The 22,205-nt window shown below is 39.0% G+C and carries 21 protein-coding genes and 1 riboswitch; all 21 genes read right to left on the reverse strand.

What is annotated here, in order from left to right:
- The gene (gene cbiB, locus IJ535_RS13655) at positions 1 to 945 is read right to left on the reverse strand and encodes an adenosylcobinamide-phosphate synthase CbiB (protein WP_294303954.1); all 945 of its coding nucleotides are present in this window, start codon (positions 943 to 945) and stop codon (positions 1 to 3) included.
- On the reverse strand, positions 914 to 1,489 hold the full coding sequence (locus tag IJ535_RS13660) for a histidine phosphatase family protein (RefSeq protein WP_294303956.1): 576 nt from the start codon (positions 1,487 to 1,489) through the stop codon (positions 914 to 916). Before IJ535_RS13660 ends, cbiB begins: the two co-directional genes overlap by 32 nt.
- Positions 1,489 to 1,821: a bifunctional adenosylcobinamide kinase/adenosylcobinamide-phosphate guanylyltransferase gene (locus IJ535_RS13665; protein ID WP_294303958.1), complete on the reverse strand. Its 333-nt coding sequence runs from the start codon at positions 1,819 to 1,821 to the stop codon at positions 1,489 to 1,491. Before IJ535_RS13665 ends, IJ535_RS13660 begins: the two co-directional genes overlap by 1 nt.
- 8 nt (positions 1,822 to 1,829) lie before the next feature.
- Positions 1,830 to 2,588: an adenosylcobinamide-GDP ribazoletransferase gene (locus tag IJ535_RS13670; RefSeq protein ID WP_294303960.1), complete on the reverse strand. Its 759-nt coding sequence runs from the start codon at positions 2,586 to 2,588 to the stop codon at positions 1,830 to 1,832.
- Positions 2,585 to 3,100, reverse strand: coding sequence for a bifunctional adenosylcobinamide kinase/adenosylcobinamide-phosphate guanylyltransferase (locus IJ535_RS13675; RefSeq protein WP_294303962.1), 516 nt, complete (start codon positions 3,098 to 3,100; stop codon positions 2,585 to 2,587). Before IJ535_RS13675 ends, IJ535_RS13670 begins: the two co-directional genes overlap by 4 nt.
- Positions 3,097 to 4,182 (reverse strand): nicotinate-nucleotide--dimethylbenzimidazole phosphoribosyltransferase, encoded by a 1,086-nt coding sequence (locus IJ535_RS13680; RefSeq protein WP_294303964.1) that lies wholly within the window; start codon positions 4,180 to 4,182, stop codon positions 3,097 to 3,099. Before IJ535_RS13680 ends, IJ535_RS13675 begins: the two co-directional genes overlap by 4 nt.
- Positions 4,169 to 5,530, reverse strand: a complete 1,362-nt coding sequence (locus tag IJ535_RS13685) for a cobyrinate a,c-diamide synthase (protein WP_294303966.1) — start codon at positions 5,528 to 5,530, stop codon at positions 4,169 to 4,171. Before IJ535_RS13685 ends, IJ535_RS13680 begins: the two co-directional genes overlap by 14 nt.
- Before the next feature lie 135 nt (positions 5,531 to 5,665).
- Positions 5,666 to 7,711 carry a precorrin-6A reductase gene (gene cobK / locus IJ535_RS13690; protein ID WP_294303971.1) on the reverse strand — a complete coding sequence of 682 codons (2,046 nt, stop codon included), beginning with the start codon at positions 7,709 to 7,711 and terminating at the stop codon, positions 5,666 to 5,668.
- Positions 7,708 to 8,463, reverse strand: a complete 756-nt coding sequence (gene cobJ, locus IJ535_RS13695) for a precorrin-3B C(17)-methyltransferase (RefSeq protein ID WP_294303972.1) — start codon at positions 8,461 to 8,463, stop codon at positions 7,708 to 7,710. Before cobJ ends, cobK begins: the two co-directional genes overlap by 4 nt.
- Positions 8,451 to 9,461, reverse strand: coding sequence for a cobalt-precorrin 5A hydrolase (locus IJ535_RS13700; RefSeq protein ID WP_294303974.1), 1,011 nt, complete (start codon positions 9,459 to 9,461; stop codon positions 8,451 to 8,453). Before IJ535_RS13700 ends, cobJ begins: the two co-directional genes overlap by 13 nt.
- Before the next feature lie 65 nt (positions 9,462 to 9,526).
- Positions 9,527 to 10,282, reverse strand: coding sequence for a precorrin-4 C(11)-methyltransferase (gene cobM / locus IJ535_RS13705; protein ID WP_294303976.1), 756 nt, complete (start codon positions 10,280 to 10,282; stop codon positions 9,527 to 9,529).
- A gap of 163 nt (positions 10,283 to 10,445) precedes the next feature.
- Positions 10,446 to 10,802 (reverse strand): endonuclease domain-containing protein, encoded by a 357-nt coding sequence (locus IJ535_RS13710; RefSeq protein ID WP_294303978.1) that lies wholly within the window; start codon positions 10,800 to 10,802, stop codon positions 10,446 to 10,448.
- A gap of 60 nt (positions 10,803 to 10,862) precedes the next feature.
- Positions 10,863 to 11,972: a cobalt-precorrin-5B (C(1))-methyltransferase CbiD gene (cbiD, locus tag IJ535_RS13715; protein WP_294303980.1), complete on the reverse strand. Its 1,110-nt coding sequence runs from the start codon at positions 11,970 to 11,972 to the stop codon at positions 10,863 to 10,865.
- Between the two features lie 15 nt (positions 11,973 to 11,987).
- Positions 11,988 to 12,626, reverse strand: coding sequence for a precorrin-8X methylmutase (locus IJ535_RS13720; RefSeq protein WP_330619626.1), 639 nt, complete (start codon positions 12,624 to 12,626; stop codon positions 11,988 to 11,990).
- Positions 12,627 to 12,650: 24 nt separating this feature from the next.
- A complete protein-coding gene (locus IJ535_RS13725; protein ID WP_294303985.1) occupies positions 12,651 to 14,126 on the reverse strand; it encodes a cobyric acid synthase in 1,476 nt (491 codons plus the stop codon).
- Positions 14,127 to 14,185: 59 nt separating this feature from the next.
- Positions 14,186 to 14,977, reverse strand: a complete 792-nt coding sequence (locus IJ535_RS13730) for an ABC transporter ATP-binding protein (protein ID WP_294303987.1) — start codon at positions 14,975 to 14,977, stop codon at positions 14,186 to 14,188.
- Positions 14,970 to 15,986, reverse strand: a complete 1,017-nt coding sequence (locus IJ535_RS13735) for an iron ABC transporter permease (protein ID WP_330619627.1) — start codon at positions 15,984 to 15,986, stop codon at positions 14,970 to 14,972. The genes IJ535_RS13730 and IJ535_RS13735 overlap by 8 nt, the downstream gene beginning before the upstream one ends.
- A 4-nt stretch (positions 15,987 to 15,990) precedes the next feature.
- Positions 15,991 to 17,517, reverse strand: coding sequence for an ABC transporter substrate-binding protein (locus IJ535_RS13740; RefSeq protein WP_294303989.1), 1,527 nt, complete (start codon positions 17,515 to 17,517; stop codon positions 15,991 to 15,993).
- A gap of 100 nt (positions 17,518 to 17,617) precedes the next feature.
- Positions 17,618 to 19,195, reverse strand: coding sequence for a sirohydrochlorin cobaltochelatase (locus IJ535_RS13745; RefSeq protein WP_330619629.1), 1,578 nt, complete (start codon positions 19,193 to 19,195; stop codon positions 17,618 to 17,620).
- A gap of 139 nt (positions 19,196 to 19,334) precedes the next feature.
- Positions 19,335 to 19,521, reverse strand: a riboswitch (cobalamin riboswitch).
- Positions 19,522 to 19,563: 42 nt separating this feature from the next.
- Positions 19,564 to 21,726, reverse strand: a complete 2,163-nt coding sequence (locus IJ535_RS13750; protein WP_294303991.1) for an EAL domain-containing protein — start codon at positions 21,724 to 21,726, stop codon at positions 19,564 to 19,566.
- A 110-nt stretch (positions 21,727 to 21,836) separates the two neighbouring features.
- Entirely contained in the window at positions 21,837 to 22,205 is a 369-nt protein-coding gene (locus IJ535_RS13755; protein WP_294303993.1) for an NYN domain-containing protein, read from the reverse strand.

The raw sequence follows: 22,205 nt of genomic DNA on the forward strand, positions 1-22,205 counted from the left end.
TTAAAACCTTCCTTCTACTGCCAAAATCAAAATGCTGCAAATTATCACACATAAATTAGAGGTGCATGCCATAAGCTTATTTGTCCTTTTAATATCCTCTATTTCTATGGTTCTTAACATATCTCCAATATAAGGCTTATCCTTAAGCTTTCCAAAATAGCTAGCAGGACCTGCCAGCTGTACTCCTAATGCCCCTGCACAAACACTTTCTGTCTGAGCAGAATTAGGGCTTGGATGATTAAACCTGTCTCTCTTAAAAATATATATGGCATTTACGGTATTATAACCCTTTCCTAAAAAAAATGTAGCCATAATCATAAGATAAGCGCTAATTCTTGCAGGAATAAAATTTACTACATCATCTAATTTCGCTGCTGCCCTGCCAAAATCCATATATTTATCATTCTTATATCCAATCATGGAATCCATGGTGTTAATGGCCTTGTAGCAAATTCCAAGTATAGGACCGCCTATAGCTAAATATATCATTGGGGCAATTATTCCATCTGAAGTATTTTCTGCTACAGTTTCTACCGCAGCCTTTGTAACCCCAGCTTCATCAAGGGATGCAGTGTCTCTTCCTACAATCATTGAAACTGCCGCCCTTCCAGCTTCAAGTGAAGTCTCCTTAAGTGCATGATACACCTTCATGCTCTCAGTATAAAGACTCTTTGTTGCAAGACATTGATATGTGATTATTGACTCTACTACAATTCCAATATAGGCATTAATTTTATATGCTAAAATACTGCAAATACCTGTAACTAAAACCGATATCGTAATTACGATAACAACAAGTAATATTCCCTTTTTTCTTTTTTTATCAGATGAATCATTTTCCTTTAAAAGCTTTTGTGTAAATGCTGAAATAATCTTCCCAATCCAGACCACCGGATGAAAGCTGCCAAATGGATCACCTAATAAAAGATCTAGTACGTAGCCCATGATAAAGGCCGTTAGATGATAATTCAAATGTATATCCCTCGCCATTTTCTACATGATATGAATAATAATCCCCATCAAAAAGACTGCTTAAAATCGCCATGATAGTTCCGCCGTGGCAAACGACTGAAATATTCTTACAATCGCCGCTTAGCTTAATAAGCTTTTGAAAACCAATCATGGTACGGCTATTTGCCTCATCCCTACTTTCTCCATTTGGAAAAGGCGCCGTTCCTCCTGATTCTATCCAATCTATATATTCCTTGTTGTCAGCAAGCTCTAAGTAATTTTTCCCCTCAAAAATACCAAAATCTGTTTCCCGTAATTCCTCTATAATAACAGGCTTACATTCGGGATATATAAGCTCTGCCGTCCTGACACAACGCATCAGTGGACTAGAAAAAACTATATCGCATTTCGGATAATGCCTTGATATTATTTCCTTTTCGCCATCTACGCTCAAGGGTTCATCAGTGATTCCAATATACCTTTTTTCATAATTTCCTGGAGTCTTACCATGGCGGATTAAAGTGATTGTCTTTTCCATTATTTAATCCTTTGACCTATGCCTAAAACTACCCTGTGCACCTCTGTAGCTTCCTTGGCAAGCTCTATTAATATTTGACCTGCAATATCACGCCAATTTCTTTCATTGGCATCCATTGGAACCACGCCATTTCCTATTTCGTCAGCAATAATTACCCATTGCCCCTCAGATGTAGTCTCAAGAATTTCGGCCAAAATTTCTTCTTGTGTCTTATCCTCAGATAACCTCTTTTTTATAAATAGATGGGCCTGATTAAAAAATCTGGCTTTAGGAAAAGTATTAAGAGCATATTCTGTTTTCCCCTGATAGCTACCGCCTATTACAAGATTCATTTCACACCTCATAGATATTTATATAATGCAAGAAAAAGAGCAGCTAGAAACTCAGCGTTTACCACATACCAGCCAGCAACATCTCCGGTGATTCCACCAAACAATCTACCTGCTCTTTTTGCAAGTGTTAGGACTGTTACGATAGGAATAACAAATGCGAAACAAGCTCTAAAAGGAGATACTACAAATGCCAAACAAAAGCTTATTATTAATTCTATGCACAAGCATGCAAATACTGGTTTGTCCAATGTATTTTGGGCTTCTGAATAAAGCATCCCATCTGACTTAGCCTTCTTCCCCTTTACTACAAGCATTCCGCTTAAAGCTCGTGCCATAAAAAATGAAAAGCTCCAGATTATGAAGCTTTCTCTATCCATAATAAGAATGGAAGCAAATAGTAATAATCCAACAATGATTACATTGATAACAGAAAAAGCTCCGATGTGAGGGTCCTTAAGTATTTCAAGGCGCTCTTCCCTAGTCTTAAAAGAGCTAATAGCATCTTCAACATCCATAAAACCATCCAGATGAAAGCCCCCTGTTACTATAAGAGGTATTGCTATTGCAAGAGCCCCAAATGAAGCATTTGGAAAACCATACTTTTCAGTTAATAGCAATAGCCCGTACTCTAACAACCCTATTACAGCCCCAACCCATGGGAAGAAAATAAGATGATATTTCATATCCTCACTATCCCAGGTAAATCTTGGCATGGGAATTCTTGAATACATTGAAAAAGCTACAATAAACGATTTTATAATTCTCATAATTTTATTCCAATCCCTACCACTACTTCGTATACTTCATTAGAAAGCTTAGCCAGTCTTTCGTTTATTAGCCCTAAGGCTCTCATGTATTCCTTAGTACCTTCATCATAGCTTACCCCATCTTCAAATATGTTATTAGTAACTATTACAAGGGCAGCTGCTTTCTTAGACAAAGCAATTACATCATCTATTATCTTATCTGCACATTCTGTAAAAGAGACATTTCTTTCAACTGCAAACATTTCATTAGCCACTAGATTAGACATACATTCAAGAAGCACTATAGAATCAGCATCTACTATCGTATTTGCGATATCTGTAGGCTGTTCTATTGTGATGAAGCCCATGCCTTCTCTTTGCTTTCTATGCTTTTCAATTCGCCTATCAGCTTCTTCATCAAATGATTTCATTGTGGCTAGATAATATCTGTTTGGGTAATTAGTTTTACAAACTAAATCCTCAGCAAATGCTGATTTACCACTACCACTTCCACCATATACTAATGTAATCATGCTTCCTCTTTAAAATCCTTATACTGCTCCACTCCAGAATCGCCGAACTTTAATGCATCATGAAATGCAATATCTACTATCCTAAGGGAAGATACCATCATAACTGCACCTACACCCTCGCCTACAGCCATAGCTGCATCAATTGCAGGCGTAAGTTTAAGCTTATTTACAAGCTTCTTTGCCACCGGTTCTTTACTAATATGTGATGGAATCAGATAATCCTTAGTATTATCTAATAACCTGTCAGCCACAAGAGCTGATACCATACTAAGCATTCCGTCTAACACTACCGGCACACTATACACAGCACCACCAAGAATGATTCCTGTCATTGCTGCAAGCTCAAGACCACCAAAATTACTGCAAATCTCCACTGGTGACAGACCGCTGTACATTGATAAGGCCATAGATACAACGGCACGCTTTTTGCTGAAGCCTTCATCATCTAAGCCAGCCCCTCTTCCGGTAACCGCCTCTGCATTCAAATCCAGCAGATAGCCTGCAATGACTGCAGCTGATGTGGTATTTCCGATTCCCATTTCACCAACCAGCAGTAAATCATATCCACTTTCCTTGCTCTCCAAAGCTAAGTCCATACCAACCTGAACAGCTCTTGAAAATTCTTCAACAGACATAGCTGGCTGCTTTAAAAAATTGCAGGTTCCGTATTTCACTCTTCTATTTAGTGTATATGGCACCTCTTTGGCATAATTAATACCAACATCCACAGCCATAATATCTATCCCCAGGGATTTGGCCATGACACCAGCAGTAGTAAGCCCTTTTCCAATATTTGTTGCGCAGATTCTAGTGACATCCTGATCTGCCTGACTCACCCCTTCTTCAACAATGCCATGGTCTCCACAACACACAATAAGCCTTGGATGATATAAATCAGGTGCATCAACGCCTTGAATGGCAGCGATTTTGGAATGAATATTCTCAAAGTTTCCAAAGCTATCAATAGGCTTTGAAACCCTGTTCCATTCCTGCTTTACCTGTTTAATTTTTTCTTTATTAACAGGCTCTATTTTAATTTTATCCTCTAAAATGTCGTCAAATAATACTCTAGTATCCCCCATAATTTTTCATAGCCTCCACAAAATTTTTGATAAAATCCGGATTAGAAAGATAATATAGATGTGGGAACCCCACGAACCCACCATTTGCCTTATGAATGCACTGCCAGCTTCTTGTTGAAGATGGCTTTGTTGCCTTACAATCACTTCCATTATTATCTGTATCATAATAATGAAATTCATGCCCGTTAATCTTTCTTTCTCCATCATCTATTATAGCATATCCGAACCTAACAAGATGCCCTGTAAATGTGGCTTTTCCATTTATGGCAGAAACCATTTTATAAGCTGTATTATCACTATCTACTATCTCATCCATAAGATACATAAAGCCTCCACATTCAGCCATTATAGGCATCCTTTTTTCATAGGCTAATCTTATTTCATTTTTTATTTGATTATTAATAGAAAGCTCCTTTAGATGGTTTTCTGGATAACCACCGCCAAGCAATATTCCACTAATACCTTCTGGAAGATAAGAATCATATATAGGTGAAAAAAAGCAAAGTTCAATTCCAATGCTTTCAAATAGCTTTAAGTTTTCTTTATAATAAAAACAAAATGCTTCATCCTTTGCAACAGCAAGCTTTATCGTATTTACGGATTGCATACTGTTCATTAGTGCATCTAATTGCTCAGGTGCTTTAGCCTTTCCTATATCCTCACATGCCCCATTGGCAAGCTCCAATATCGTATCAACATCTATCTCTTCCTCAACCTTATTACCAAGAAGGGATAGCTGACTTTTAATATCTGCAATTTCCTCAGGAAGATATAATCCTAAATGCCTGCTTGAAATATTGATATCTGAAATATCAGAAAGGGTACCAAGATATTTTACGCCAAGCTCCTGTTCAATTATAGGCTTTAGAATCTGCCCAAAGCTCTTTGAAGTTTTATTTAAAATCACACCCTTAATAAGCTTATGCTTATCATAATCAATAAAGCCTTTTAAGGTAGCCACCACTGATTTGCCAGCACCCTTGGCATTAACTACTAAAATAATCGGGCAATTTAGCACTCTTGCTAAATCATAGCTGGAGCCTGTTTCTTCAACACCCCTTACACCATCAAAAAGCCCCATTACACCTTCTATAACACTGATTTCACCAGTGCATTCTTTGCCGTAAATCCATCTGGTAACCTCATCCTCTGTAAAAAAAGTATCCAGGTTACCTGACTCTATCCCTAGCACATTTCTGTGATACATAGGGTCAATATAATCTGGGCCACACTTAAAGCTGCAGGGCTTTACGCCTCTTTGCTTTAGGGCTGTAAGCAGGCCACATGTAATTGTAGTTTTTCCACTGCCACTGGCTGTGGCTGCTATCATAACTCTTGGTTTCTTCATTTGAGTTTCCAATATTCTAATCTTCCTCCGCTCGTTACGGTCACAAGCCATTATATTCCTACGCTTCGCATGAAAAGCTCTGCTTAAGAAACATAAGAGCTTGTTACCTACGAGCTCATCCAAATGCTAATCTAATTACAAAGAAAACGATACCACGTATACGGGATTTTGAGCTTGCATTACGTTGTAATCACCAATAGTTTTTGCTTTACTTATAGCAACTTGAACCACATCAGCATCACTTATTGCATAATCCTTTAGGATACCATTAACCTCTGCTATAGTCTCAAGGGTAACCGCATTTATTACAACCCTTGTATTATTTCCTTTGGCTTTTATAGTCCTTAGAATCTCTTCTAGTCTGCCTCCACTACCGCCTATAAACACATGAGTAGGCGCAGGCAGGTTTTCTAATGCTTCTGGCGCAACTCCCTTGTATAGCTTTACATTCTTCAGATTGAATTTGTTAATATTAGCTCTTATAAGCTCACAGGCCTCTTCCTTAAACTCTACCGTATATACGTTAATTGATGGGTGAAGCAATCCAATTTCAACAGAAACAGAGCCACTGCCTCCACCTATATCATAGACAACAGCATTCTCTGTAAGCCCTAGCTTGCAAATAGAAAGCGCTCTTATCTCTTCCTTTGACATAGGAGTCTTGTTACGCAAGAAAGCATCATCTGCTAATCCAGGTGATAACCTTCTGGTGGTAGGCTTTTTATTTTTTATCATAAGAACCACAAGACCATCCTCTGGGAATGTGGAACACTTCATGGCACTTAATTTAACAATCTTTTCATAGGAATATAGATTAACGCCAGCCACTATTTCATATTTAACATCGTAATCTTCTTCCAGCTTGCATAGGATTTCACCGATAATGCGAACATCTTTACCACCTGATGTAAGTGTAAAGACCTTTGCATTATGCAAGGTAGCATCAATAAGCTTAGGTTGCCATACACTTTCTTCAATACCATGGCAGCTCATAACAACTGCATCATCATAGCTTTCCCCTATACGGCTTGCCAGGGCACTTACTGATGAAATGCCAGGCATTACATTTACCTTTATCCTACCATCTGCTTTAAGTGCATCCCTAAGCTTTTTTGTTCCACTATAAAATCCGGTATCCCCCGAAAACAGTACCAATGCATTAAGAATTCCATAAGGCAGTGCTTCAATCCGTTCATTTAATACAGGCATAATATCCTTCGCCAGGTAATATGGATACTTCTTTCCCTTACACTCTATAGAAGAAAGCATCCTGGCAGCCCCAAATATAATGTCTGCATTTTGAATCGTCTCTTTAACCTCTTCCGTAATAGAGCCAAATCCCATTCCAAATCCTGCTAATGTAATATGGCATTTCACATCAGGAGTAATTTCTGAAAAAGCATTAGGCTTAAGGCTAACCTGTAAAACCTCTTCTAGCTTTTTAATTGCATCTTCATTAGATAAGCCTTCTGCTGAATCATTAGGCCTTTTTATGATGAAGCATTGTACCCCTTCTTCTTTTGCTGCATTTATTCGCTCAGCTTCTCCACTGGATTTGCCACTACTTTTAAGAACCATAATCTTAGCATTAGTTTCTTTTAGTTGAATTCTATTCATAGCCTTAGAAAATGGTCCCTGCATTGCAATGATTTGCTTTCCTGTAAGCCCGTTATCCATGCATATTTTAAGGCTTTCAATGCTTGGAATCACTCTTACAACTAATCGCTCTTTCAAAGCTTCATTCTTGCAAAAGGCGCTTAGCTCTTTGCTTCCAGTTGTAAGAAATATAATTCCACTGGTAGATTCTAGTGCCTTTTCGCATGAATCAACATCTTCAAAGAAAGTACAATCTGTATAATCTACCTCGTCTGCATCACGGCACACTCTTATAAATGATGTATCTTTGTATGAAAAAACTGCGCTATCTATTTCCTTTTTTACAATTTCTGCAAAAGGATGAGTGGCATCTACTATTACATCTGGATTTTCAGCTTCAAACAGCTTTATCATTTGGTTACTGTCAAGCCTACCTACCCTAACATCTATGCCATTATCACCTAGCACCATATCTTTGCCATATTCAGTTGCAACGCAGTAAATTACAGCTATCTTAGCCAGATTTAATTTCTCTGCCAGCTGTCTTCCCTCTGTAGTTCCACCAAAAACAATTGCTTTTTTCAAATCTGATATCCTCGTTTTGTTACAAGCTTACCTTTTATAATTTCACTTTTAGAATTGCCTATAAATACTGTAGTAAACATATTTACAGAAGCATCCTTCAGCTCGTCTAAGGTAAGTACCTTTGAGTTAGTTCCTTCCCTTCCAATATTTTCTACATAGCCACAGGCTCTTTTATTATCTGCTCCCGCATCTAACATTATTTCGCAGGCTCTCTGTAGATAATCATGCCTCTTTTTACTAGAAGGATTATATAAAACAATGGCAAAATCTCCCATTATTGCTGCCCTTAGTCTCTTTTCAATCACTTCCCATGGAGTAAGCAAATCGCTTAGACTGATTACACAGAAATCATGATTTATAGGTGCCCCTAAAACTGCCGCACCTGATATAGCCGCTGTTACTCCTGGAATAACAATGATATTATCTTCCGTAAAATCTGAATTCGTATTTACGTATTCAGGAAGAAGCTCATACATAGGGGCTGCCATGCCATACACCCCTGCATCTCCGCTACAAATAAAAGCAACATTATTACCTTCATTAGCAAAATCAAAGCATGCCCTGCACCGTTCTATTTCCTGCCGCATTGGAGTAGTAAAAAACTCTTTATCCTCAAAATACTCTTTTACCAAATCCACATAGACTGTATAGCCTACGATAACATCAGATTTTTTCATGGCACTAAAGGCTTCATCAGTCATCATATTTCTGTCCCCAGGTCCTATGCCAATTATGTATATTATTCCTGCCATTTTATGCTCCTTAAATCTCTAGTGCCGTAAGCCTTTGTCATGCCATCACGTGCCTGTTTTTTAGCTATTAGCTTAGCCCCTACACACACTGCTGCTCTTTCACTTACGTTTCCTACGCCTACATTTTCCTTCACAAACTCTGATTCACTAAAATCTCCTGAAACCGATTCTAATTCCTCAACCATAAAGGTTATAAATTTGCAATGAAGATATGCCGCAAGCTTAAGTAAGCCTATCTCATTTGCCTTTTTATCTATTGAACAAATTCCATATAGATTATCCTTAAGTTCTTCTAAGGTGTAATCCTCTAGGATAAAATCAAGCAATTCTTCAAAGCTTTTTCCTCTTTTACAGCCCATGCCAATTACTAAAGTCTTGGGCTTTAATATAAGGGTGCCATCATCTTTCTTTTTATCATTCATAAATACGAAGTCTATTTTTTCGCCACTTGCCTGATTAATATTTTTAGGCTCTTTATCTTGGAATTTTAAATCTTCGATTTCATTTTTGTAATAAACTATCTGGCCTTCTAAAAGCTTCATGGATACATCTTTAATCTTTGATTTATCAAGAATTATAAAGCCATTTCTTGCTGCAAAAGAATCTATAGCATATACACCTTCCACATCTGTTGCAGTAGTAATCACAGGATTTGCATTAAGTACTTTTGCAAAATCTCTCGCCAAATCGTTACCCATCCCATAGTGTCCAGACAAAACAGGAATAACATTTAATCCTTTTTCATCAATAACAATCACTGGAATATCTGAAAGCTTATTATCTATAAAAGGTGCAATAGTCCGTACAGCAATTCCCACAGCTCCAATAAAAATAAGCGGAATATGCCCCTCAAAGCTATCCCTTGCAAACTCCTTTAAAGATGTATTGTCATCCTTCACTTCAAAAGTAGCATTGCCTAAGGCCTGTTCAAGCTTGCTATAAACCTTCCTACCTTCGTCGGTAAAATATGAAATTCTAATAAGAAAATTTTCAATCATATACTCTCCAAAGGCTTCTCCCTCTGGGAGAAGCTGTCACCGAAGGTGGCTGATGAGGGCAACCATCATCTACTCTTCCTAAACTCCGTCTCAAATTCAGCATCATATAGTTTCGACAAAGAATACCCCGACTTCGAAATCACATCCCCTACAAGCACCACAGCCAAATTCTTTATGCCATGAGCCTCAGCCGTTTCAGCCAAAGTCCCAACAGTACAAATATATTTTTCCTCATCTGGCCAGCTAGCCTTATAAACTATAGCCGCCGGTGTATCCTTAGAATATCCACCATTTATAAGTGCTCTTGATAGCTTATCCATCATACCACTACTAAGATAAATTGCCATAGATGCATTATGTGTAGCCAGCTTTTCAATAGATTCCCTTTCCGGTACTGCAGTGCGCCCAGCCATTCTTGTAATAATAAGCGTCTGGCTTACATCCGGAAGAGTATACTCCAGATTAAGGCTTGCTGCCGCGCCAAAGCATGCACTCACCCCCGGACAGCTTTCATACTCAATACCATTAGCTTCCAATATCTGCATCTGCTCAAGCACTGCGCCATATATACTAGGCTCACCTGTATGCAATCTAACAACCATTTTCCCCTGCCTTGCAGAAGCAATTATCACAATCATTACCTCTTCAAGAGTCATGGTAGCACTATTATGAATCTCACAATTCCTCTTTGCATAATTCAAAAGCTCTGGATTCACTAAAGACCCAGTGTATATAATCACATCAGCCGCCTTCAGCAGATTCATACCTCTCACCGTAATCAAATCCGCCGCCCCGCAGCCAGCTCCAACAAAATAAACCAAAGGCTTCTCCCTTTTAAGGGGCGAAAGAGGTCCAGTGGACCTCTGCTCTGAGCCGACCGAAGCGGAAGCGGAGAAGAAGCTGTCACCGGAGGTGACTGATGAGGGTCTTTCCCCTTTGTTATTATCTATCATAAAAATTTCCTCTCACTCTAAATCAATCTATCTACATAATCCTCTCTTTAATCTTGGCATCTATATCTTCACAAACTGCCACAAAATTATTGTTTATATCATAATTAGAATATCTTAAAATCTTTATTCCCAAATCAGCTAAATATTTATCTCTAACTAAATCAGCTTCATGTCCTTCTTTTTCATAATGCTGACTTCCATCTAGTTCTATTACTATTTTTGCCTTAGCACAATAAAAATCTACTATATATTTTTCAAAGACTTTTTGTCTTTTGATTGTAATTGAATATGATTTTAAAAAGTCATACCAAAGATGTTTTTCCTCTTTGGTCATGTCATTTCTTAAGTTTCGAGAGTATTGCTTTAATTTAGGGTCCAGTTTTGGCATGGAAAATCCTTTCTGCTAAAAAGCGTTCTATAAATGTTATTACTCCCCCTCATCAGTCACCTACGGTGACAGCTTCCCCCCTAAAGAGGGGAAGCCTTTGGATTCTGCTAATAATCCAAATTCATTTGAATACAATAAACACTCTATTTTTATTCTACCTTGGGCTCTGAAGTCTAGGTAGAATAGGATTCGTTCTAGGACGATATCCATTGTTGGCTTTAGTAAGCCTGCATCCTCTATGTGATGAAGTGCTTCTTCAGTGTTTAGGCAGGCTAGAATCTTTCTGGCTAGTTCAGCATCTGCGCCTGCTTTAATGGCGCAGGCTGAAAGAATTTCCATTCTGGCATCCGCCTCATGGGAATGGGTATTCATTATGCCGCCAGCTACCTTAACAAGCTTTCCAATGTGGCCTGTGATGGCAAGAGTTTCAAAGCCCATCTCACAAACCATGTCTACAGTCTCTCCTATGAAGTTAGAGCACTTTACACTTTTATCTAAATCATAGTCATAATTATCCTTCATAAATTTCAGGCCGTAGTTGCCTGGGGTTACGAAGGCTGTTTTAAATCCTAAGGCTTTCTTCTGGGAAAGCTCAACTCTTATTGTATCCACCAATGCTTTTGCACTCATTGGCTCAACGATACCTGTTGTTCCGAGTATTGAAATACCTCCTACAATTCCAAGACGAGGATTGAAGGTGTGACTGGCAAGCTCTTTTCCTTCAGGAACAGATATGATTACACTAAGCTTTCCACAGAAATCAAAAAGCTTGCAGACCTGTAGCACTTCCTTTTCAATCATCTCTCTTGGCACATGATTAATTGCAGCATTTCCCACAGGCTGATCCAGACCTGGCAATGTTACCCTGCCTACACCAAAGCCTCCATCTATGGTAATAGCACAATCTCCTGTATCACAGGATTCAACCATACTCACTGTAGCCACCACATGACTTCCAGTAGTCACATCAGGGTCATCTCCACCATCCTTTATAACAGCGCAGCTCACCCGCGACTCTTCTCGTTTAATATCTACAATATCCGCATTAAACATAATCCCTGCAGGAGTTTCTATTTCAATATTCAGTTTTTCCTTCCCCGACAAAAGCATGTAGGTCGCCGCCTTCGCAGCCGCCGCCCCACAGCTTCCCGTGGTAAAACCTTTTTTCATGGAAAACTACCTTTTCTATAAGCTATATAGTAACGCATTTACGATGGCAGCGGCGATGTTGCTGCCGCCTTTGCGGCCTTTGTTGATGATGTACGGAACTGAGGAGTTAAGGAAAAGTTCCTTGGCTGCCTCTACATTTACGAAGCCAACTGATACGCCGATGACAAACTCGGGTGTGAATATGCCTTGCTCCATCATTTCGTATAGGGAAATGAGAGCTGTTGGGGCGTTGCCTATGGCAAAGATTACTGGCATAGGCAGGGCTGCTGCTCGTTCCATGGATACAGTAGCTCTTGTAACCTGGCGTTCCTTTGCTTCCTTGGCTACGTCTTCATCTGCCATGAAGCAGTGTACCTGGCCTCCGAAGGATGCCAATTTCTTTTTGTTGATGCCGGCTAATGCCATGTTAGTGTCAGTAACTATGTGAGCACCATTTTTTATTAATTCCTTGGCAAGATCAATTGCACCTTGCGAATAACACATGGTTTTTGCATAATCGAAATCAGCACTGGTGTGGATTACACGCTTTGTGATGGGAGCTTCTTCCTCGGGGATTGTGATTCCCAGGGAGTCTAGCTCGGCGGTTATGATTTCGAAGCTTTTGTGTTCGATTTCGGTTGGTAGAATGTAGTCTATTTTCATGTTCACCCTCATCCGCCCCTTCGGGGCACCTTCCCCCTACTTAGGGGGAAGGCTCATTATTTCGTATATATAGTTTATATCGAGATTTGCTCGGACTATGTAGGCGAGTTTGTCGTATTCTTTTTCTTTCATGGCCATATAGTCCATGGTTTCATCCGATAAGCTTAGGCCTTTTTTGGCTGCTAAGGACTTAGCAAGCTTTAGGGCTAAATCTCCATTGTCAAAACAGCCGTGTACATAGGTGCCAAATATATTACCGTTTTGATAGCTACTTACAAATTCTTCGCTAATTTTTGAGCGTCCATTATGTATCTCATAGCCTTCAAAATATTCTCCTGAGAGACTTTCGAAAATTCCGTCCATTATTCTAAAATGGCCTTTTGTCTGGCTTCTGTATTTGCCATCAACAATAACTGTATCCATAGGAATAAGCCCTAGTCCATTAATTCTGCCTACTCCTGCGCCCTCAACTAAATCTGGATCACTGATGGTGTTTCCCAAAATCTGAAAGCCTCCGCAGATTCCTACTACAGGCCCATGGTTTGCAAATTTTTTGATGGCGGTAGACATGCCAGTTTCAATAAGCCATACCATGTCTGAAATGGTATTTTTGCTGCCTGGAATAATCACCATATCCGCCCCATCCAGCTCAGATGGTTTTGAGACAAATTTAACCTTTATGCCATCAATATTTTCAAATGGTGCCACATCAGTGAAGTTAGAAATCTTAGGTAAACGAATAACTGCAATTTCAATTACTGCATCGTCCTTAGCTAACCCCTTATTATCAAGCCTTTCGCTAAGACTATCCTCATCATCTATCATAAGCCTTGTATAAGGAATGGTTCCAACCACCGGAACGCCACCCCTGTCTTCTAGCATATCTATGCCAGAATCAAGCAGTGTTTTATCCCCTCTAAATTTGTTAATTATTAATCCTTTTACTCTATCTCTTTCATCTTCTTCTAAAAGCTCCAATGTTCCAAGCAATTGTGCAAATACACCGCCTCTATCAATATCTCCCACAAGAAGGACCGGGGCATCCACCAGCTTTGCCATTCCCATATTAACAATATCATCTGCCTTTAGATTAATCTCCGCAGGGCTTCCTGCACCTTCTATAACTATTACATCTGCCCACTGAGCAAGCTTATTGTATGCAGCCTTAATATCGCTTATTAAGTTTTTCTTATAAGCAAAATATTCCCTAGCTGTCATGTTGCCTAGCACTTCCCCATTTACAATCACCTGAGAGCCTACATCATTAGTAGGCTTTAATAGAATGGGGTTCATATATACACTAGGCTCTACACCTGCGCACTCAGCCTGCATTACCTGGGCGCGGCCCATTTCAAGGCCTTCCTTTGTTACGAAGGAGTTTAGGGCCATGTTTTGAGATTTAAATGGTGCCACTTTTAGGCCGTCTTGTTTAAATATTCTGCATAAGGCACCCACCAATAGGCTTTTGCCTACGTTTGACATGGTGCCTTGGATCATGATTACTTTTGACATATATTCATACCCTCATCCGCCCCTTCGGGGCACCTTCCCCCAGAGGGGAAAGGCATAATTTAGAGAAGCCTCCGAATTGATGTTGAATAGTTCCAGAGGCCGCTGCATATTATTTCTCCGGTGCCGGGGGTCATTTTGTACATTGTTTCCAGGTTGGCTCCTGTTAGGACTTCTTCTGGGGAGCCAGTGACGTACACTTCATCGCCAGCGATTCCGATTACTTTATCAGCTACGGCTGGGACAAATTCTAATTCGTGTATAGACATGAGAACTGCAACATTCTTTTCCTTTGCCATTTTCTTAATTACCTTTAGAATATCCAGCTTATACTGCAAATCCAAAAATGAAGTAGGCTCATCTAAAACCATTATTCCTGTATCCTGGCAAATAGCTCTGGCAAGCATTATGCGCTGCTTTTGGCCATCACTGATTTTTGAAAAATCTTTATCTATTATCTTTCTTGCCCCTACTAAATCTATAGCATAATTCACAGCTTCCTTGTCTTCATCAGACAAAAAGCCTAATCTGCCTGTATATGGATATCTTCCTGTGGCTACCACCTCAAAGCATGTCATAAGCTCAGGATGAATCCGCTCTGTCATTACCATAGAAACAGACTTTGCCACATCCTCTTCACGAAGGTTCGCCTCATTTACTCCATCAATGATAATGCTTCCTTCCAGCTTTTTTAGCTGCCTTACAATAGTCTTAAGCACTGTAGATTTGCCAGCCCCATTGGCACCTATAAGGCATACTATCTCTCCAGGTAAAATATCTATGTTAACATTATTAAGTACAATAGATGTGCCGTAGCCCACCTTTAAATCTTCTAATCTTATTCCCTTATCCACGGGATACCTCCCTTCTTGCCACCAATAGATAAATCACAACTGGTGCAAGAAAAACAGATGTAACTGCACTAATGCTAATTTCGGTTGGTGCAAAAGCTGTACGGGCAATGCAATCACACAAAAGGGTGATAATTGCTCCTCCTAAGAAACAGCCTGGCACCATCACAACAGGCTTGGCTGTTTTCATAGCCATTCGCATAATATGAGGCACAGCTATTCCCACAAAAGATATAGGTCCTGCAAAAGCTGTAACAGTTGCAGATAAAATGCTAGAAAGTAAAATCAAAATTATTCTAATACGTTTTATATTTACACCCATATTTCTGGCATAATTCTCACCTAGCTGAAAAGCCCCAATAGGCTTAGAAAATATGAATGTACAAATAACTGCAATAATCACAATTACAGATGATACAAGCACCTGTTCCATATTAATTCCAGAAAAACTTCCCAAGGACCAGTTATGAAGATTTACTATGTTTGTATCGTCTGCAAATGTAACTACAAATTCTGTTATAGCTGAACAGATATATCCAATCATTACTCCGCACACTACTAAAAGCGACATGTTGCGCACCTTCTGTGCCAATGCCATAACAGCAGCCATGGCAATAATAGAGCCGATAAATGCTGCAATGACCATTACAAGAGAGCTAATCATTACTCCCCTACCAAGCAAAAACACCATAGATAATGCAACGAAAAGCTTTGCCGCAGAAGATATTCCAAGAACATAAGGACCTGCTATTGGATTTCCAAAAAAGATTTGCAATAAATATCCAGACACTGATAACGCCCCACCTAAAACTATGGCAGCAATAATCCTAGGAAGTCTGATAGAAAGTAAAATCCTTCCCATATAAACATCCCCAGGATTAATAAGAGATTTACTGATATCCACTACAGAAATATCTGCACTTCCAACTCCCATTCCTACAAAAAAGAATATAACAAGTGCACAAATCATCACTAGAAAACAAACCTTATATCTTTTCTTATTTGAATCCATTTTTCTACTCCCTTAGCCTTATAAAGCAATCTCCCTTATCAAAAGAGCCCTCTAGAATTTCATTAAGCTCCTCTATAAATTCTGCCACATTTGTACTCTTTTGGAAATAACCTTCTCTTAAACAATACACATTTTTTTGTTTTATCGCCTTAAAATCCCCCAAAGACTGCTCTAAAGCTATCAGCTCATCCAGAGTTTCAATCTCCCCTTCAATGGTGCTGTTGTATATAAGAACATCAGCATCTAATGCTCTAATATAAAAATCCTCAGTGGTAATTTTCATGGTGGATAATGCATTATCTTCTGTTACGCTTATATCATCAGGCACATAATGTCCCCCTGCCATAGATATCATGGTAGCAATATAATCCTTAGGCTTTCTTACTATTATTTGTCCATTGGAATTAACAGAAAAGAATGCCACCTTTTTTCCATTAGACTGAAGCTGCCCGATTTTATCTACTCTTGCAACCTGCTGATTAAAATAAGCTTCCGCCACATCCTGCTTATCATACAGTATCCCGTATAATTTAATCCACTCTAATCTTCCCAGAGGATTTTCCTCGTAGCTGGAACGCTCTACCATCACAGGGATTCCTATCTCCTCTAGCTTTTCCTTAACCTCTGGATTGTGATATATCATGGTATTTTCTATTGAAAAATTACAGCCAGATGATAAGAGCAATTCATAATCAGGTGCTGAGTATTTTCCAGCGTAAATTATTTCTCCTGATTTCATAGCAACTTTTGCTGCTGATACATACCAATCCTTTGCCTTTGTGCCAGACAATGCAATACTTTTAAGAGCATCTATTTGGCATACCATATCCATCACAGATGTTGACACCAGATAGGTCTTTGAAATATCTGGTAAATATTTAATATAATCAGATACCCCTTTAGGCCTTTCATGTGCCCCCTTCATAGGCTTAAGAAAGCACTGCATGCTATCACCGCTTCCAATTGTGATTGCAGCATATTCATTACTATCACTATCTACATAAAAATCCACAGAATATTCCCTGGCATAATCAAGTGGATAGGAGCTTACAAAAGTTAAATCACCAAATGAACGGTCTTCATTCTTAGCTACTGATTTATTACCAACTGTCGATTCTTTCTTTTCCTGAACCGATGTACCTTTTTTCTCAGAAAAAACAGTGAGCTCATACTCTATTTCATGAGGTGTGCTCATTGCAGTGGTATCGCCTATTACAGTGAATGGTTCATTGAATGAATCAAATGGTATGGTAAATACGGAGTTGGCATTTGCTTCTGCCTCATTATCGTATCTAATATCATCTACTATCATGTAATCGTAGTTAGAGCTGGACCAAACAAGCTTTACCGTATTTCCCGATTCAGAAGTTACTACTTCGGCTGGAGATTCTACAGTGACTTTGCCGCTGCCACCAGTAAGTGTTACCTCACAAAAGCAGGTTCCATATTCAGTTTCGTTGTTATTAAAAAAGCTGCAGGCTGTTAGAAGTATAGCCAGCGCTGCAGCGATTATATATAGATTTTTTTTCATTTACCCTCATCCGCCCCTTCGGGGCACCTTGTCTCGCCTCCCGGCTCGGTCGTTGCTAAACAGGCTCCACTGGAGCCTAGCAACCCATAGGGGGAAGGCTTTATAGTGTTACAGATACTACGTGGTCGTACCAAGTACCTTTTTCACCTAAAATTGCTAAATCAAAATCCTTATCAAGTGCCTCAACAGGAACATCAAATCCATTAACTGTTTCTGTTGTTCCATCAGAATATGTTACCTCATCCTTTGTAGGCTGAAGCCAGTTAGCCTTGTCGCTTTCAGCATCAGCTGCTTTACCTACATAGAGGTTTACAATCTTATCAGATACAAGCGAGATATGAATTGTCATCTTGCCATCTTTAACAGTAAGCTCACCCTTGCCATTCTTTGCTTCGTTCACATGGAACATGCTGCTATCTGTTGTAAACTTTGCTTCGTAAGTTTCGCCTTCCTTAAGCTCATCTGTATGTGCAACTTCTGCAGGCTTAACACCAGTAGCCTCTGATGTATGTGCTACATAAATAGCCTGAACATCTGCAATCTCACCAAGACCTGCAATCTGGCACTCAACTGATTCAAAAGCACCATCAGCTTCAAACATAGACTTCCAAGAATCCTCTTCATCACCAGCCATATCGTTGTTAGCGTGGTCACCAGCAACTACCATAAGTGGACGAAGGATTACCTTCTTATATCCAGCCTCCTTAACAGCCTCGATAATGTTCTCACAAGCTGTCTCCTCTGGCTCACCCTCTACTGTACCGATGAATACGTTCTTGTAACCAAGCTTATCCATCTGTGTCTGCATCTGGCTGTATGTAACCTTTGCAGTGTGGCTTGTACCATGACCCATAAATACAAATGCTGTAGAATCATCAGCTGCAGCATCAAGTGAATCAAAGCCTGCTGTCTTAACAGCCTCTGCTGTAATTGCCTTTGCAACTGTTTCCTTATCACTGTTTACTGCACTAGCGTCTGCACCAACTTCTCCAAGTAATGGCTCAGCGATCTTTACACTTTCAAACTTATCAGCGTACTCATTTACCGCCTCTGTTAATTCATCGTACTCAGCACCATGCATTAAATGAGTTGGCTGAACTACCAAATTCTTCACCCCGTTTGCAACAGCTCTATCTAAAGCCTGTTGCATGTTATCAATCTTCTCCTCATCACGAGCCTGGATATGATTGATAATAATCTGTGCTGTGAAAGCTCGTCTTACAGACCACTCTGGATATGCAGCTGCGATTGCCTTTTCTACACCACCGATATCAGCAACACGGCTATCATTAAATGATGTACCAAAGCTTACTACAAGAATCTCATTCTCACCAATTTCGTCCTGGTTTAATGGGTCATCCTTAGATGCATCACCTGTATCTCTTCCAAAATAATCAGGATCAGCAAATTCACCCTCAACCAATTCCTTTTGAGCATCGCTAAGTGCGTCCCATGCTTCCTTAGCAGCCTTGCACTGCTCATCTGTCTTATCTGTACGCTCCTGTACATAGATAGCATCGATTAATGCTGCACAATTATCTGCCATAGCCTGATCATCCACCTCAGTCTCAGCCTCTACAGCTGTATCTACTGTTTCTTCTGATTTTGTTCCACATGCTGCAAACATCATTGTGGCACTTAGCATTAAAGCCAAGCTTGTAACTAATTTCTTCTTCATGTTAATCCTCCTAAAATTCATTTGGTAATTTTGACACGAGAAATAAAAAGACTGCTATTAAATAGCAGTCTCTAAAATCAAAGCTTGGCACATAAAAACCTAAAATGCGTTTTGCTAATCTGATTCGAGTTCCGCAAATCAAAATTACCTGATATAGGCAGGTCTCCTGACTTCGATCATCATTTGCACTCTCTTCCCAAGACTAGCTCAGTGATATGAGTACAAACTCCCTAACACAGTGACGGCTTCGCTCTGGATTCTCACCAGATTCCCTTTTCACCTATGCAAATTAATATTCCATAGGCACCTAAATCATATTTTTAAATTTCGTAAAAGAACATACCACATTTATCAAATACTGTCAAACCCTAGTCCCCACTACTTACAGCCACAATAACAACTTCAAAGGCTTCATATCCGTATACAGGATTTTTGCTAATTTTTCTAATGAATAAATTCATTATCAATCCTTCTATTTTTAGGTTCTCAACAATTGCCCATTTATTAATTTTATTACATGTTTTTATAACATCTAAGAAGTCTTTTTCTGGCGGACGTTTTTGCTTGATTAATTCATGTCCCAAATCAATCTCATCTAGATAGTCAACTTTCAGCATAAACTCAGCAAAGGTTCTGTTGTAACGCACTATATAAACATCTTCACCTCTTAATTCAAGCACACCTGTAGGAAGCTGTCCAAAGAATTCATCAGCTTTCCAATTGTAATCCTCATTGACAAGTGGTTCTACTAAATTAGCCCTACTTATAGCTTCGTAATAGTCATTTTCTTTATAATCTTCAATTCTATTACCAACCTTAGCATTACAAATAGCATACCATTCTGCAAGAGGTATTGGCTTTGCAAATAAAAATCCCTGCATCTTGCTACATCCAATTTCTCGTAAGAATTTCACCTGTTCTATGGTTTCTACACCTTCAACAACTGTATCTAATCCAAGCTTGGTAGCCATCTGAATTAATTCCTGCAATATGATATGATTCTTCTTTGACATATCAAATTCACGCATGAATTTCATGTCAAATTTAATCAAATCAAAATCAAACTTCTGTAAGGTATTAAGTGATGAGTATCCACTTCCAAAATCATCCATCCACACCTTAAAGCCTGCTTCATGGAATCTACGAATCTGGGTGGCAACAAAATCACTATCAAGGCTTGATACACTTTCTGTTATTTCAATGGTAATCATGTCAGGTGTAATGGTTGATGCCTTTACCCTCTTATTTATTTCTTCTACTATATCGCAAAGTTCAAAATCGTATTTTGATAGATTAATAGAAACCGGCACAATAGGTAAATTCCTTTCAGCCACTTCCTCTAAATCCCTTAATACGCAATCAAGGATATATAAATCAAGCTTATGTATAAGCTTTGAATCCTCTAATACATAGATAAAATGGTTTGGAGGTATTAATCCTCTGGTAGGGTCTATCCACCTGGCAAGAGCCTCTTCGTCGCACACTAATCCATTAACAGATCTTATCAGCTGTTGATAGTATGGCTGAATCCAGCCCTCTTCCATTGCCTTTTCAAAATTATTAATTACATATTCAAAGTGAGTTGCTGCAGCATGAGTGTTCTCATCATAGTAGGCGAACTTGGAAACATATGCTCCCTTTTCCTTATCGCTGACAATCTTTGCCCTATCACACGCACTAGAGGCTGTAACATCTTCAAACTCCATGGAATATATGCCCACGTGTACTGGCAATGTTTTACCATCATTGGCGGACTTAATATCTTCAAATATTTCATGGAGAATTTCTTCAATTCCTTCCATCTCAGCAAATACAGCAAAATGATCCTGACCCATTCTTCCGCAATCTTCATTGGAGAAATACTTTTTCAGAATCATACTAAAGGCAACCAGTAGATTGTCCCCTTCTCTCAGACCATATTTTTCATTAAAGAATTTCATACCTGTAAGGTCAAAAAATACTATTCCAGGGGTACATCCCTTTTTATAAATAGCTTCTTTTCCTGCATCAGCAAGAGTAAGAAAATATGACATATTTGGTAGACCTGTTAATGTGTCATAGAAATTATCACGGATAAGACTTTCCTTAGTCATTAACTCCTTAAAATTAGAAGCAAGCTTTTCTGTAAGTGGATTTTCACAATCCTCTCCTATACCCTCAAGCATATATATAGTGGTAGAAAGCATTATTCCATTTTCAGTAAAGAAATGACTGCCATGAGAATGAATAATTACATAATCCCCTGTTAAATGAGATTTAGTCCTGTAAACGCAGTCAAAGGAATCTCCGCCAGAAGCAAATTTAAGGGCAGCATCAGCCACCCTGGCTTTATCATCTGGATGGGTGTCACGATACATATCGTTATCTAAAATCCTAATCACTTCATCCCGCTTAACTCCCATCATATTGCATAGTCCATCTGTAACAAGAAGTGTTACCACCCTCTTATCAATAAACTGGTATATAGCCATTGGGATATTAAGCTTCTCAAGTACCATTCTTTCGTTATCGCCAAATTCGTATCTGACCATATTTTCATCCTCCGTGAATGTTTTCAGGTCACCTCATGATGCGTCTATTTAACTATAATCAAAACCTATGAATTTTCTGTTAAAAAAATGTATTTAGCCTTTTAAATAGTTTATTTTATGTTATAGCTTTCTCTTAGTTCCTTTGCCTTTCGCTCCACTTCTTCTATAAAATCTCTTGATGAAAAAAGTCTAGCTCCAGCCCCTCTGATAATAACCTGTTCCAAGCCATCAGAAGTTACTACTGTAATATCATATTTTTTACCATGCTCATGGGTAAAACGCTCTATGTATGCATCAGCAGTTTGGGCTTCTGCAGTGAATACCTGATGAATATTAAGATAGTCCGATGCTGTCACCTCATGCCCTTTTACCTTATAAGCATCAAATACAGCAATCACCTCATAATCAGTCATGGCTTTGTAGTTACTAAGTATATCAAGTAGTTTTCCTCTTGCTCCGTCTAAGTTTACATCTAACAC

It is taken from the genome of Pseudobutyrivibrio sp. (genome assembly GCF_017471675.1).
Classification (GTDB): domain Bacteria; phylum Bacillota; class Clostridia; order Lachnospirales; family Lachnospiraceae; genus Pseudobutyrivibrio.